The sequence below is a fragment of the Parashewanella sp. 2210YD4-3 genome, from assembly GCF_056591735.1.
The window spans coordinates 627,392-642,043 of the sequence record NZ_JBWQOG010000001.1 but is presented as its reverse complement, the minus strand read 5'-3'; the positions used below and the strand labels follow the sequence as shown (position 1 = coordinate 642,043).

Annotated in this window: 14 protein-coding genes; 4 read left to right on the top strand and 10 right to left on the bottom strand. The window is 39.7% G+C overall.

What is annotated here, in order from left to right; genetic code table 11:
* Window positions 1-77: 77 nt before the first annotated feature.
* The 7 genes from AC1EU0_RS02740 to AC1EU0_RS02710 all read right to left on the bottom strand — a co-directional run bounded on the left by AC1EU0_RS02740 (window position 78) and on the right by AC1EU0_RS02710 (window position 5,837).
* Window positions 78-533, bottom strand: coding sequence for a hypothetical protein (locus AC1EU0_RS02740; protein ID WP_480300392.1), 456 nt, complete (start codon window positions 531-533; stop codon window positions 78-80).
* A gap of 34 nt (window positions 534-567) precedes the next feature.
* Window positions 568-1,026, bottom strand: coding sequence for a hypothetical protein (locus AC1EU0_RS02735; RefSeq protein ID WP_480300391.1), 459 nt, complete (start codon window positions 1,024-1,026; stop codon window positions 568-570).
* Window positions 1,027-1,084: 58 nt separating this feature from the next.
* The gene (locus AC1EU0_RS02730) at window positions 1,085-1,534 is read right to left on the bottom strand and encodes a hypothetical protein (RefSeq protein WP_480300390.1); all 450 of its coding nucleotides are present in this window, start codon (window positions 1,532-1,534) and stop codon (window positions 1,085-1,087) included.
* 411 nt (window positions 1,535-1,945) lie between these two features.
* A complete protein-coding gene (locus tag AC1EU0_RS02725; protein WP_480300389.1) occupies window positions 1,946-2,866 on the bottom strand; it encodes a hypothetical protein in 921 nt (306 codons plus the stop codon).
* Window positions 2,867-3,072: 206 nt separating this feature from the next.
* The gene (gene arsJ, locus AC1EU0_RS02720) at window positions 3,073-4,299 is read right to left on the bottom strand and encodes an organoarsenical effux MFS transporter ArsJ (RefSeq protein ID WP_480300388.1); all 1,227 of its coding nucleotides are present in this window, start codon (window positions 4,297-4,299) and stop codon (window positions 3,073-3,075) included.
* 160 nt (window positions 4,300-4,459) lie between these two features.
* On the bottom strand, window positions 4,460-5,467 hold the full coding sequence (locus AC1EU0_RS02715) for an ArsJ-associated glyceraldehyde-3-phosphate dehydrogenase (protein WP_480300387.1): 1,008 nt from the start codon (window positions 5,465-5,467) through the stop codon (window positions 4,460-4,462).
* Between the two features lie 22 nt (window positions 5,468-5,489).
* Entirely contained in the window at window positions 5,490-5,837 is a 348-nt protein-coding gene (locus tag AC1EU0_RS02710; protein WP_480300386.1) for a metalloregulator ArsR/SmtB family transcription factor, read from the bottom strand.
* Window positions 5,838-6,075: 238 nt separating this feature from the next.
* Here AC1EU0_RS02710 and AC1EU0_RS02705 point away from each other — a divergent pair, with 238 nt between their 5' ends.
* On the top strand, window positions 6,076-7,179 hold the full coding sequence (locus AC1EU0_RS02705) for a phosphoribosylaminoimidazolesuccinocarboxamide synthase (protein ID WP_480300385.1): 1,104 nt from the start codon (window positions 6,076-6,078) through the stop codon (window positions 7,177-7,179).
* Window positions 7,180-7,182: 3 nt separating this feature from the next.
* On the opposite strand, the gene AC1EU0_RS02700 is transcribed toward AC1EU0_RS02705, so the two are convergent.
* Window positions 7,183-8,733: a hypothetical protein gene (locus tag AC1EU0_RS02700; protein ID WP_480300384.1), complete on the bottom strand. Its 1,551-nt coding sequence runs from the start codon at window positions 8,731-8,733 to the stop codon at window positions 7,183-7,185.
* A 644-nt stretch (window positions 8,734-9,377) separates the two neighbouring features.
* On the opposite strand from AC1EU0_RS02700, the gene AC1EU0_RS02695 reads away from it, so the two are divergent.
* The gene (locus tag AC1EU0_RS02695; RefSeq protein WP_480300383.1) at window positions 9,378-9,767 is read left to right on the top strand and encodes a DUF3224 domain-containing protein; all 390 of its coding nucleotides are present in this window, start codon (window positions 9,378-9,380) and stop codon (window positions 9,765-9,767) included.
* A 441-nt stretch (window positions 9,768-10,208) separates the two neighbouring features.
* Window positions 10,209-10,640, top strand: coding sequence for a hypothetical protein (locus tag AC1EU0_RS02690; RefSeq protein WP_480300382.1), 432 nt, complete (start codon window positions 10,209-10,211; stop codon window positions 10,638-10,640).
* Here the strand turns inward: AC1EU0_RS02690 and AC1EU0_RS02685 are convergent.
* Window positions 10,635-11,558 (bottom strand): LysR family transcriptional regulator, encoded by a 924-nt coding sequence (locus AC1EU0_RS02685; protein ID WP_480300381.1) that lies wholly within the window; start codon window positions 11,556-11,558, stop codon window positions 10,635-10,637. The two genes, AC1EU0_RS02690 and AC1EU0_RS02685, sit on opposite strands and share 6 nt — an antisense overlap.
* A gap of 100 nt (window positions 11,559-11,658) precedes the next feature.
* On the opposite strand from AC1EU0_RS02685, the gene AC1EU0_RS02680 reads away from it, so the two are divergent.
* On the top strand, window positions 11,659-12,840 hold the full coding sequence (locus tag AC1EU0_RS02680; protein WP_480300380.1) for a multidrug effflux MFS transporter: 1,182 nt from the start codon (window positions 11,659-11,661) through the stop codon (window positions 12,838-12,840).
* Between the two features lie 163 nt (window positions 12,841-13,003).
* Here AC1EU0_RS02680 and AC1EU0_RS02675 read toward each other — a convergent pair whose 3' ends face one another.
* Window positions 13,004-14,470 (bottom strand): beta-propeller fold lactonase family protein, encoded by a 1,467-nt coding sequence (locus AC1EU0_RS02675; RefSeq protein ID WP_480300379.1) that lies wholly within the window; start codon window positions 14,468-14,470, stop codon window positions 13,004-13,006.
* Between the last annotated feature and the right edge of the window lie 182 nt (window positions 14,471-14,652).

Here is a 14,652-nt window from a genome sequence, read left to right as displayed (position 1 = left end):
TTAAATTCGGTATAGCAGCCCAAGTTGGCGGCACATCTCCAAGTGTTGTTTTTTAAGGTGTAGAAATTAAGATAGAACTAATTCCATGGGGTGCAGCGGTCAGCATCACAAAATAATCCAACCATATCGTAGATGTTTCCATCATAAATGGTTTTGCTATCAACGGGATTAAAAACGGTAACATGAGTTGGATTGATATATTTATTGAGTAAGTGAACCCCTTTTTTTTGAAACATTGGAACCGATTGAATTGTTCCGTCGTCTTCAAAGTTGATGTTCATGTTGGAATTGGTGGAAGTATTTAGAAAGGGAAAGCAATTGATGTTAGCCCCAACTTCATTTTGGCAAAATTCCCTCCCTGTCATAAAAGTGGGACTTAATGAAAAGTTACTTCCTGACTTTAAGGGGAACGGTTTCATAATAAACGTACTTGGTGAGTCTTTCGCTATGACTGCTTGCGATGTAAAGCTAATTAAAGGAGATAAACCTAGAAGACATATTCCCACACATTTAGATAGGTTAACGTATTTCATAACAACTACTCCTCCAATTAAGGGACGAAATGCCTTAGTTCCAAGGCTTACACTTAGTTCCATTGCATGTTAACCCAACCATATCATCGACTTTTCCATCAAAAATTTGTTTATTTACATAGGGGTTAAAGACAATGATATGAGCTGTCTTTGTGTAGTTGTTCATCGAAAATGAATTTTTGTTGTGCATGGGAATGGGGTGAATTTGCCCATCGTCAACAAAGTTAATATTCATATACGAATCGTCTGAGGTATTACGAAATGGATAACAATTTTGATTAAGTCCCCGTCGTTCTTGGCAGAAGGTCTTTCCTGACAGATGCGTAAATTTCATGGAAAAATTACTGATATGCTTATTGAATGAAACGATCGCGGAGCTTTTTATATGGCTGGTTTCATTTTGCTGACTTGACTGTGCTGTAGACGAGAACACAGAGCAAGCGGCTAATCCAATAATTAACGGAAGTTGATTAAGCAATTTTTGTTTAATCATAATTATACCTCTTAAGATAATGTCGGGTTTATCTGAATCAGCACTATGCTGTAGTGTATTAACTCCAAGGCTTACACTGCTTACCATCACAAGTTAATCCCACCATGTCACTCACCAAACCATCATAGATTTTTGAATAGGTACTAGGGTTAGAAACGACCACATGGCTTGATTGGGAGTAATCTTTTAGTTGAATGGCATCAGAAAAATTTTTGTCAATATTCAGAATGCCGGCATTGTCAAATTGAATATTCATTTGCGAAGTAGTTGAGGTGTTTTGAAAAGGAAAACAGTTTTTGTCGCTACCAATCACTTGTTCACAATATTCTTTGCCAGTCTTAGGTATATAAGATTCAGAGAAATTGTTTTCTGACTGTTTAGAATGGAGTCTAATAATATCACCACCACTGTTGTGACTAAAAGAAAGGAGAGACGCCGCCGAAGAGGCAAAAGAGGTGAAGGGTAAAAGAAATAAAGTTGCATATTTGAGCTGTGCTAGATGTTTCATAGCTGATCCCTTTAACGGAAGATAATACGATTCAGCCTTGGCTGCTAAACAGGCCATCTTCAAATCTGATCGCAAACTACTAGTTGGGATCGTCTCACTTTAGAATAAAGAAATTAAATAATTATTGATAATAAAGTCTTTGTTATTGTTATATCGGTGGAATATTAGAAGTATGGTTTACATTTTCAGCGTAAAAGTAATGAATGGTGATTGCTTTCAAGGTCGGAACTGCTCACTGTCATAAAGTGGTTTGGGCATATCATCCACTGCGCTATCACAGATTGGTTTTCTGGTTGAAGGATTAGATATCTTCATATACATGATTTTAAAGACCAGTAATCCAGTAATATTGATAAAAATATCAATATGCTTTTACTCTAGAACTGAGAATAGAAATACTTTTTGTGTTTATTAGTTTCGAGATTTATGTGTATTTTCTTGTAGTGCTTGTTGACCTCCAACCCAAAAACATTGGGTGCAAAAAATCTCTTTATCGAGTACTAAAATGTCGAACCTCAGATTAAACTCTGTATAGCAGCCGTTGTCACGGCACATTCGCAATCGACTCTCTTCTTCAGGTAAACCAAGCGCCTTATATTTGCAATCAATAGTAATCACCACAGAGTTAGGGTGAATCGATATCTGATGCTGAAGTTGCCTGTCGCCAGGTGAACTCATTCTATAGTCTAAGTGTGGAATATAAAGTAATAAATCTTGAGCCAGCAACGCCTTTACTTTGTTTTGATCGATATTGGCAGGAAGGTACTCTTGCATGGTTTCAAAAAATTTTTCTCTATCAGATAGCTGATTATTTTGCTCAATAGAGAGCAAGGTTTCATTATTGTTTAACAACACCATACTGTCTGAACGCTCCAAGCAATCTCGTGTAAAATTAGTCTTAATCTTTTCAGGTGTTTCTTTGCAGGCATCTCTAGCAAATTGGTTTACCGTAGCAATAGATTGTTTACAATTGTCAGTTGTAATAAGGGGAAATTCTTTATTAGACTTTGTTGATACTAACTTTACTGTAAAATCAACAGATCCCTGTTGCCCTGCAAACTTGATAGCGGCAGTTTGATTGTCAGCATTGAACAATAATTGAAATTCATGTAATTGCTGCAAACGAACATCAAGTGGTATTTTTTCGTTTGTAATAAGGTGCAAAAGCTCTTTTGCTCTTTGTTGATGTTCGCTAGCAACATCAGTATTGATAAGTGCACCAACCCATCCATTTATTGCTTGGTCAACTCGTTTACTATCTTCAGGCACCCCATGTACCATGACAAAATCATCTACGTCATAGGTACTAACTTTTGGTTGACTTGGCAGCATTGTTTTCTCCATCAAAAGTGACGACAACCCATATTTTAACGATAAAAATCAGTGGTTAGCCGAAATTTTATACTATTAATGATAGTTGAAAATCAATGTGTAGTATCGTTGAGAGAGGGAAGAAAAACTGACTTCACACCAGAAGGTTCTTTGATAGTGTGAAGCCGGAATAAGTCAAAAAACGATTAACTTGTTGAGTGAGTTTGTTAGCGCTTTGGTAGCCCCAAAGAGAATAGTAAGGCCAATATCAGTAACACTGATGAAGCTACAAGACAGGCTGTGAGTCCATACATTTGATACACCAAACCTGAGAATACCGTACCCAGTAAGCGTCCTGCCGCATTCGCCATATAGTAAAAGCCGACATCCATGGAAACGCCTTCGCTGGATGCATAACTGACGATTAAATAACTATGTAGAGATGAATTGATGGCAAAAATAGCTCCGAATATCAGCAAGCCAGAGACTAAAACAAAAGTTGGATCGAAATTATAAATCAAGGCAAGAGCAATTAAGGCTGGGAGTAAAATTAAAGGCAATAACCATAAAATCGCTTGTTGACCTGTCGGTACTTTGCCAGATTTTTTACCTGTAAGATTTGGCGCGTAGGCTTGTACAAAACCATAGCCAATTACCCATGCCGCCATAAAGCTACCCACCTCCCAGCTGCTCCAATTAAGCTGAGTAGCAAAGTACACAGGCAGTGCTACCACAAACCAGACATCACGAGCGGCAAACAAACATAAACGTGCCGCAGATAGAACATTGATCTCTCTGCTTTTCGAGAACATTTGGCTGAACTTCGGCTTAGCTTTCGATTTACCGAGATCGGCTTTAAGCAAATACAAGCTGAGTAACCACACAATAGCTAAAGCGGCAGCCATAAAGGCCAACGAGCATTGATACCCCATTACAGTGAGTAGTAAACCACCTAAGAAAAAGCCTACACCTTTAAGAGCATTTTTAGAGCCAGTTAGTATTGCTACCCAATGATAAAGCTGGCCTTGAGCATCTTTAGGGATCAATGTCTTAATGGCGCTTTTAGCACTCATTTTGTTGAGATCTTTGGCTATGCCAGAAAGCGCTTGCGCCGCCATAAGCCATGGCACACCAGCAATAATGGCAGGAAGAGCATCACTTGGTACTAATAACATCAGTAATGCCGCAATTTGCAGCCCCAAGCCGATGTTCATGGTCTTGTTTAAACCAATGCGTGCGCCTAAATATCCACCCACTAAGTTGGTCACCACGCCAAAAAATTCGTAGAACAAAAATAGCATGGCGATTTCCAGTGGCGAATAACCCAGCTGGTGGAAATGCAATACCACCAACATTCGCAAAGCACCATCGGTTAAGGTAAATGCCCAATAGTTGCCTGTGATGATCAAGTATTGTTTGATGGAATCGGGTAGGGCTTTAAGTTGAGAAATCATGGCGTAAGTGTCTATTCATATACTCTAGTGTGAACTTAGTAGGGAGTCATAATGCGAACGTCAACAGAAGCGCACATCCATGTGCTGACGACCGTGACTTCCTGTCACGGACTGTTGACTTATCGCACCATGACTCCCACTTTTGGCATTAAACTAACGCTTATAAATCCATCTCACCAACAAGGCGTACTAATTCAGCGGTGCGATTAGCATAACCCCACTCATTGTCATACCACACGTATAACTTAAGTTGAGTGCCGTTGATCACCATAGTCGATAACGCATCAACAATGGCAGAGCGAGGATCAGTCTTATAATCAATTGAGACTAATGGCTTGGTTTCAACACCTAATACGCCAGCCAATTCATTGTCAGCAGCATCTGTCAGTAATTGATTAACTTCTTCAGCCGTGACTTCACGCTTCATTTCAAACACGCAGTCAGTGATAGAGGCATTGGCGAGTGGAACACGAACCGCGTGACCGTTTAATTTGCCTTTTAGCTCAGGGAAAATATGAGTAATGGCGGTGGCGCTGCCTGTGGTCGTTGGGATCAAACTCATCCCACAAGCACGAGCGCGGCGTAAATCTTTGTGCGGCGCATCTAAAATGGTTTGGGTATTGGTGATGTCATGGATTGTGGTCATTGAGCCATGAGCAATACCAATTTTTTCATGCAGTACTTTGACTACGGGTGCTAAACAATTGGTGGTGCAAGATGCGGCAGTTACGATGCGATGTTCATCGGCGTTGTATAGGTGATGATTCACACCCATCACTATGTTTAACACGCCTTCCTGTTTTACTGGAGCCGTTACGACAACGCGCTTCACGCCTTGATCTAAATACGTTTGCAGTTTGGCTTTATCACGCATTACGCCTGAAGCCTCGATTACCACATCACACTCAGACCAATCGGTTTCGCCAATGGTTTGGTTCCGGCTGAAATTGATCGTTTGATCGGCAATAACGATCTTACCTTTATCCTCACTCACTGGGTGGTTCCAACGACCATGAACAGAATCAAATTCTAATAAATGAGCAAAAGTAGCTGCATCACCTTGTGGATCATTAATTTGAATAAACTCGACATTATCCCAATCCCACGCAGCGCGTAAGGCTAGGCGTCCCATACGACCAAAGCCGTTAATTCCTACTTTAATTGTCATGATTAAATTCTCGTATTCCGTCTTAATTACAACATTGGCCTTGTCGAGACGGACGATCGCCCATTTCATCGAGTCGAGCCAAAGTTTGAGTGAATATTGGTGTTTCTTGAACGATAAGCTCATTGAGCATGGTGATAAACCATGATGGCAATGCAGGATTGAGTCGGTAAAACACCCACTGTCCGTCACGGCGATCGATCAATACTTGTTGTTTTTTGAGCAATGCTAGATGACGAGAAATTTTAGGCTGACTTTCATCTAATGCTTCCATTAATTCACACACACACAACTCTTGTTGGTGAGCGATGAGCAGTATTGTGTTAAGTCGAGTTGTATCAGCTAGTGCTTTAAACAGGAATAATGGATCCATATTCGATCCTCTAAAACTACATATACGAAAAATAATATATATGAAATTTCGTATATTCAAGTGATATTTTGAGAATTATTTTAAAAGGTGATCTGTTACAGAAAGATTATATGCCCCACAAAAATAGTGATTCTTTATGACAAAATAAATACTTGCTCTGCACAGATAGCACTAACCTTGTTGAATCAGTAAAATAGCTCAAAAAAATTCCAGTCCCTACATTTAAGGAAACCCTGCAATGAGTCTTGCTGATTCTGTTCTTGCGGTGAACGATGATTTACCTATTCGCACTGATAAACCTGTTCATAGTGGCAAAGTCCGCAGCGTGTATTGGTTGACGGATGAAGACAGCCGTCGTTTGATCGAGCAAAAAAACTATCCTGTTGCAGAAGATACGCCTTTAGCCATCATGGTGATTAGCGATCGCATTTCAGCGTTTGATTGCATTTTTCACGGTGAGGGCGGTTTGAAAGGCATTCCGGGTAAAGGTGCAGCACTTAATGCCATTTCGAACCACTGGTTCAAATGCTTTGCAGAGCATGGATTGGCAGACAGTCATATTTTAGATGTGCCGCACCCTTTGGTTTGGATTGTGCAAAAAGCGCGCCCAGTAAAAGTCGAAGCTATTTGCCGTCAATACATCACTGGTTCTATGTGGCGAGCATACGATAAAGGCGAGCGAGAGTTTTGTGGGATCACTTTGCCTGAGGGCTTACAAAAAGATCAAAAACTGCCAGAGATTTTGATCACGCCATCTACCAAGGGCATTTTAAAAAATATTCCCGATGTGCCAGAGCAAGATGATGTGAATGTTTCTCGACAAAACATTGAAGACAATGTTGAAGCCTTTGGATTTGAATCGGCAAGTGATATCGACCTTTATGAAAAGCTATTGAAAGATGGGTTTGCTGTGATCAGCGAGCAACTTGCTAAGATCGATCAAACCTTTGTTGATACCAAATTTGAATTTGGTTATGTAACAGATGACAAAGGTCAATCAAAACTGATCTACATGGATGAAGTGGGAACACCGGACTCATCTCGTATTTGGGATACCAAAGATTATGAGCAAGGGCGTGTGGTCGAAAACTCAAAAGAAAGCTTCCGTCAGATGTTACTTAACCACTTTCCCGATCCCGATATTCTTTTGAATAAAGATCGCATGGATGAGCGTGAAGCGTTAGCTCGTGATAATGCATTGCCGCTTGAAGCCATGATGACAGTGTCAAAAACCTACACTGAGCTTGCTGAAAAAATCATTGGTCAGCCGTTGATGGTATCGTCAAATCCCAAAACAGAAATCATCGATGTACTTAAACGAGATTACCAGTTGGTAGATTGATTGTTATGCTTGCTTACGCCTTTTAGAAGGACGCGGATGTGCTTCAGCAGACCTTATTTCATTATTAGTCTGCTTTAGTTCAATTTTGAGTTGTCTGTTGGTTGCATCGGTATAACTAACCCTTGCAATTCCTTGGTGCATTTTAAGTGTATCTGAAAGGTAATTTGGAATAATAGCTCCGTGTTCACTTTTACCACACCTAATTATAATAACTTTAATATCAACCCGCTGATTGGCTATCCACCATTCAACTAACCCTAAAGCCGTTTTTTTAGGGAGCAGTAATTCTTGTTCAGCTTTATTTTTAAAAATCCCTCTGGGGTTTAAGGATAAAACTAATAGATCGTCTTCGGCCGATACCAAGGCTGGAGACTGTTGATACGCTCCGAGAAAAATAGCCCGATCGATAGCCCACAATGCTTCATGATGTTTATCTGCATTCATATAAACAGAGACGGCTAAATTATAAAATTTGGCATTTGATTGTCTGTTAGAATAAATCGTTTTTTTTACTAAAGGTAACAGCTTAGGACATAAAGGTAAGGTGTACTGGAGTGATTTTAATGCTGAAATACAATCAATATTATCACGAGTAGAAATAAGGTCCTTGATACAATCTTCAAGTCTAGTCTTATACACATCAGGAGCGGCTTCAGTCGCTTTTGCAACTGCCTGTGTCCACGGGCCCTTTAAATGTGGAATCCTATTGCCATATTGGTCTTCTAAAAAACAGTCTTTCACAGCATTAATGATATTAGGTGTATAAAATGCAGCTTGTCCAACAAGAGATAGAAAGGCTGTTTTTAGCTCTAGCTCTTCTGGAAATAGTTTCACCAACCCCCCACAGGCGCTCACCAATTTGGAAGCTAATTCGATATCAGAATCAAATCGAGACTCCTGTTGTTCAGAAGTCAGTTCGAGAAATGATTGTCTCTGCCGATTGATAGCTTCTGCAAAACTGTGCACTAAAGCAGTACATGTTGACGGTGTTATTGCTCCTCTTGGCATGAGTTTCCATATCTCTAATAGATTGCTAATGAACTCAGGATCTTGTTTCGTTTTTTCGTTACAAACTCTAGAGGCTTCTATAAATACAATTTCAATTTGATGAACTGTTGTGTCGGTGATTTCAAATTGCATGACTGTTTGAAAACAAGGAACCAACTGATGAGTAAAATCTATACCACGATCAACAGCCTTAGCCATTAATTTAAAGTAATGATTAATCAATAATATGTCAGGGGACTTACATTTAGTAAATAAATGCTGTGCAGGTATCAACCAGCGGAAATCTTTTTTGGTTGCATCACAATAAATTTCTAAGGCTTTAGTGCAATATTGAGCATCAATATGAAGTTTGGGAAGGAAGAATAGTTCACCAGAAATGGCCATCACGAGTCTTGGTTTTTTTGTTTTTGATATGACAGTTGTGGCTTTTCTCATTACATCATGGGTGTCTTTTTCACCATGTAAAAAAGATAAGCTTTCTTTTTCTATTCCGTGATAAAACGGAAGTCTTTCATTGGTTAAGGTCGTGTTTGGAATGATGATCATAAATCTTTCATTGTCGAAGTCGAATTGGGTAAGTTCACTCGAAAATAAGAAATGAATGTTTTCGACAATTGCCTTTTCAAGTAAGGAAAAGCAGGCTTTTCCTCGTGTGGTTCTGTAGTGGGGGATTTTTTCTCCGTATTTTTCTAGGATTAATCTATTTCGTTCAATTCCAGCTGTAGCCTGCCTAATATCATCATGATGAATATCACTTTTTTGTTCACTGAAGGTTCGTTTAGGTATAGGTTGACTACTCGATTTCGAATAGGTTTTGGGTTTATCACCTGAGCGTTGAGCTTGCCTTTTATGAAATACGCGAACAGCATGACCATGGCATTCTCGCTTCATTTGCGCTACTTCTCTAATGTCGTAACCTTGAATTGTCTTTCTTGTTTGTTGATGTATATGGCTGCGCTCATGTGAGTTATTACAAACTAGAGGAGAGCTGTTTGGCGCTGCTGATGTGCTCATTATTTGATAAGTGAAGAAAACCAATACTGTAGAATTTACCCAAATATAATGCTTTTACAACATAAAGTACCCTTTAATTCAGCAAGGGTTCAGTTACTGGATTTAAAGTTCAATATCTTGAATTTATTAGATTAACTTTGTAGTTTATGATCTCCATAATTTATCACGGAGCGGATATGAAGGTATCAGGAAAATTTGAAGTCACTCTCAGCACAGTGAATACGCACGCTGCAGGCGTCAATGGTAATAATCTTGGCCGTATGACGATAGATAAAATCTTCCATGGCGAACTTGCAGCGGAGAGTAAAGGTGAAATGCTCAGCGCGATGACCGCTGTTAAAGGCTCAGCAGGCTATGTGGCGATTGAACAAGTTGTGGGTTCACTGCAAGGCAAAAAAGGATCATTTGTATTACAGCATTTTGGTACGATGGACGGTGGTGAAGATAGGTTGATTCTTGAGGTGGTGCCAAATTCTGGTACGGGTGAATTAGTTGGGCTGTCAGGCCAAATGAACATTCGTGTTGATAATGGTCAGCATTTTTATGAGTTTGAATACAGCTTGTAATGGCTGAAATCAGCCATTGATAGAGTAGGGAATTCCCTCTAAACATGATAAGAAAAATAATAGTATGCAGCATAGGTATGCTGCTTTGTGCGTGTTCGTCGATTCCTTTGTCGACTATGTTGAAAATGAGCAGCTTCGGATGGGATGATTTTTATCAACTTAAGCCTAGGGGGCGCTCCCAATTAGATTTTTGATTTGCTGCTGTTAATTTTGTGGTTAAACAAGGCGGAAAATGTGCAGTGTAGTACTCTACATAAACATTTTACAACGCAGTTTAAATGCAAAAGAAACGCAGCCCTTCGGGTTACGCCTAAAATTTGCAAATTCTGCGTTACTCATCTTTCGTTTAGTTCACTAAACTTCATTCTTCGTGCCTTGATTTTGCAAATTTTAGGGAGTATCAAATCAAAAAATCTTTAATTGGGAACGCCCCCTCAAGAGTTGCGAGTTAAATTAGCATTACCACAAGGGGTTTTGCTTAACTCAGATAAAAGTTGGTTAGGAATTGATATCAAATCGCCATCAGCCAATCACAAAGGTCAATTTTATCTGACAGAAGTAAGGCATCAAAACGTGACGGTTGCTGGCGGCATATTTCAAGCATCTGAGCAACGAAATGTTTATACACTTGAATTGAATTCAACAGCCCAGAATAGCTTTAAGGAATTACAACAATTTTTAGCAAAGCATCAAAATGTTGATATTAATATTCGAGTCGTGCCCAAGCTTCAATCTTATCCAGATGATGCTAGCCACATAAAAATGTGGGTAGACTTACAGCTGTCATCGCAAGATGGATATTTCAGACTTATTGATGGAGCTGAGTTATCACTGGAACAGTTGAAACAATCGAAAAATAAAGACGGTTCATAATGAAACCGTCTCCACTATTTGCTTTCTAACCCATTGATGGGCTGGATCATTGTTGAAGTATCGATTCCACATTAATACGAATACACCTGGTTCCATTTGCATGGGGATATCAATTAAAGTGACATCATAGCCTTTTATGATGTCCTTAATTTGACGATACGGAGCATAAAGCAATAGATCAGTGCGCTCGCATAAGCGCAGCGCCCCATGAAAGTCTGGCATTTCAATAGCCGTTTCTCGATCGATCCCTTGCTGCATCAAGACTTCATCATAAAGCCAATGGCGATTACCACCTCCCGTGACTTGAATGTGTTTAAGGGAAGAAAAGTGCTCAATGGTTTGCTGTGCTTCCAATATAGGGTGATGGTTTCTTACAATACAGATTGCATGATCACGACATAATTCAGCGTATTCTAGTTCTTCTGGTAGAGTACTGATGTGGTTTCGCGATCGTGGATCAAGCTCTAAACAACGAACGGCAAAGTCAGCTTCACAATTGAGCAGCCGTTTCATGGTTTGCTCATTCCACGTCTGAATATCCAGTTTTAATTCCGGTGCCAATGAGATAAGTGGAGGCATAAATTCAGGTAAAATCGAGGCGTAAGCGACTTCTATCATATCGAAACGAAATCGGCGTGAGCAGGTAGTGGCTTCAAAATCTTCAACTTCGGTCAGTTGATTGATGTCGTGCAAAATGGTTTTTAACTGAACAGCTAATCTTAGTGCTTTTGGGGTCGCTTTGAGCGTCTTACCACTTCGAATTAGCAAGGGATCGGAAAACATTTCCCGTAGACGGGCTAAATGCTTACTGACGGCAGATTGAGTAACGTGCAGACGTTTAGCGGCTTGAGTCACGCTTTTTTCTTCAAGCAAAACATCCAATACTTTCAATAGGTTTAGATCAAAGGTTTGATTCATGGTATTCCATTTTGGAATGTTTGAGATAAATATAAATCATTTTTAGTCATTGTTGAAGCTGGTTATACTTTAAGCCTATTTTGTGATGAGGCGACAAGAAGTGAAGCAGTTCCGTTCGATAGCAATTCTATTTCCACTGGTGATGTTCAGCCCATTGGCCATTGATATTTTCTTACCTGCATTACCGACTATGGCAAATGTTTTTAATGCCAATGCTGTTCATGCTCAATGGTCGATTACGGTGTTTATTTTCAGTTTAGGGTTAGGTCAATTGATCTTGGGGCCGATCTCCGATCGTATTGGGCGTCGTCCAGTGGTGTTATTTGGTATTGTTTTGTATCTGCTCAGTGCTCTTGTTATCAGTCAAGTGAATACACTGCCGCTGCATTTGATGGTTCGATTTTTTCAGGGATTAGCCACTTGTGCCATTGTGGTTGGCGTCTTTGCCAGTGTGACAGATAGATTTAATGCTGTTGAAAGTAGCAAAGCATACAGTTATTTAAATGGGGTTCTTTTTTGTGTTCCTGCCTTAGCACCAATACTGGGCTATCACCTGACGTCTACTTTTGGCTGGCAAAGTAACTTTATTTTCCTAGGTCTATTTGCTTTAGTATTCGGCTTAGTCGCTTATAAAGGCTTTAAAGAGTCAAACCTAACCCTTAAAAAGAATAAACCTATTTTTGCTATAACCAGTTATAAGCAGGTATTAGCGACACCCAGTTTTATCTATTACTCTACCATTGTCATGCTGTCTATGGCTTCCATCACTGCTTTTGTGAGTACCGCTCCCAACCTGTTTGAAGAGCATTATCAACTGCCAGCAGAAACCTTTACATTTTGGTTTAGCATCAATGCCATTGCGATTATTGCTGTTAGCTTTTCAATGCCAAAATTGTTAGAAAAATATTCAATAAGCGGCATTATTCGATTTGGAATGGCTATGGTTGTGATATCAGGTTTTCTGTTTCTCGGACTGAGTCATCTTGATGATGTGATCTATTATATGTTGCCAGTGATACTCTGCTCAATGGGGTTTGCATTTGTGACTGGAACCTGTGTGGGTAAAGCACTCGCCCCTTTTAAAGCCAATGCTGGCGTTGCAACAGCATTGTTAGGTGTGATCCAAATGAGTGTATCAGCTCTGTTGGTTACCTCACTGCAAGCACTATCACTTTCGGCTGTAGAACAGATGATGGTTTATTCGTTTGCTGTTCTTCCACTGCTGATGTTAAAGATGATTTCACCTAAGTTCAGGGCAAGTATTAGTATTGAACACTCATAAAGAAATAATACCTGTCAGATAACAGAAATCGTCATACCTGCGTAGGCAGGTATCCAGTGACTTTCATAGAAAATCAAAGTAGCTGGGCTCCTGCCTTCGCAGGAGCGATGATAATTTGTTCGTTACTTGTCTTAACTGACCAAGATTACTCTCAAAGAAGTGTCTATTTGACAGGTTTTGGTATATCAAACCCCGTTAACCCCATAAAGTTATATACGCCAGGTTTGCCAACAGCATCTTGAGTTAAGTGATAAGTATATTGGCCTAAATATTCTAACTTTCCATCATCACTGTTTATGGAAAACCCACTAAGTGAATAGGAGCGAAACGCACCCAGATCGTATATGTATTTGTTATCAGGTGTCAGGTATAAATCCTTACTGTCACCCGTTGGGGCATAATCGCCACGCTGTGCATTTTGAATATTGCCTGTAAATTTACCGAAAGTGCTTTCCATATGAACGGTTGAAATACTATTACGATCAAAACTTGATATATAAAGTGTGTAGCCATCAGGGCTAAGCACAGTCCAACCGTTTCCCCCTGCATTTTCGGGAGTACTCGTTAACATTCTTTTATCCCAAAGAGTAATGTTGAAAGCGTTTTGGTCTATTGCTATGACTTCGTGATCACGAATAGAGCTTGATAAATTTGTAGCAGGTAAATAGGTAACATTGTCAAAGTGTCTTGAAAAATTGAAGCTTGAAACCCCAGCCATCCCTTTTAGTGTCCAATTACAATTGCAGTATGGCATGTTAGGTGCTGAGCCAGTAAGGCGATTAAAAGATCTAATAACAACGGAACTTGGGTGTTGTTCTGTAAGAGTTGAGTTAAGAGTGTTGGGGTTTAATTGGGGAATGCCATTGGTTGCAACCGCAATGCTTTGTTGTCCATAGCCAAAATCAATTGATGTTGGGCCGCCATTTTGACGATTAAATGTCATTAGTGGCTGAGGCAGTTTAGTCAGTTTACCTGTTTGAGTATTAAAGCGAAAAATCGTGATGTTTCGATTTTGATCGCTGGGATCGGGCTGAGTCAGATCTTGTGAAAAATAATCTTTAGACGGATATTGTTGGAGATTGCCTTCATCTCCGATGATAACAGGATTACTTTCTTGATTGGCGACCAATACCCAGCGATCCTCGTCATTACCTATAATGCTAATAGATGCGATGCTAACGGGGCGCAGACCGCCGGATGGGACTTTAGAGACTAAAGCTAAATTACCGTCAGCTTTGTTTATCTGAAACACAGAAATAGTACTGTCGCCTGCATTTACCACAAGTAAATAATTGCCAATGATTCGAATAGCGCCTTGAGAGTTAAAATTGCCATAACTGCTGCCTGAACGATTTGGATCGGCTGCGCCTTTACCTTGTGTTGAATAGAAGCTCTCGTCGCCTACAGAACCATCACTGTAGCGAGTTAATCGAATCACTTTATTGTCTAGTGAGCTATTGGTGCTGGTGTAGATAAATCCAATTGGGGTGGGAGAACCAAAATCATTTTGCTGGACTGATAAGGAGTGAACCACTTGCGCTTCAGCGTAAGTTAGGCTAGAAAAAAGAACGCAACAAAGAGAAAAGATTAACTTCGCTTTGTAGACGAATAATGAATTACGAGAGCACATAAGATAACTTATAAAGTCTAGTTTCAAGTGTTTTTCATTTTAAGTGGGTGAAGTTCACTCGCAAGATGAATTGAGTATATGTTATTTACTCATGCAGAAGTTCTGCACCTTTAGTGCTGAATTCAAGCTGACCAATTACTGATTTTTTATTGTTTATAAAATGGTGAATTATTAGTCTGTCT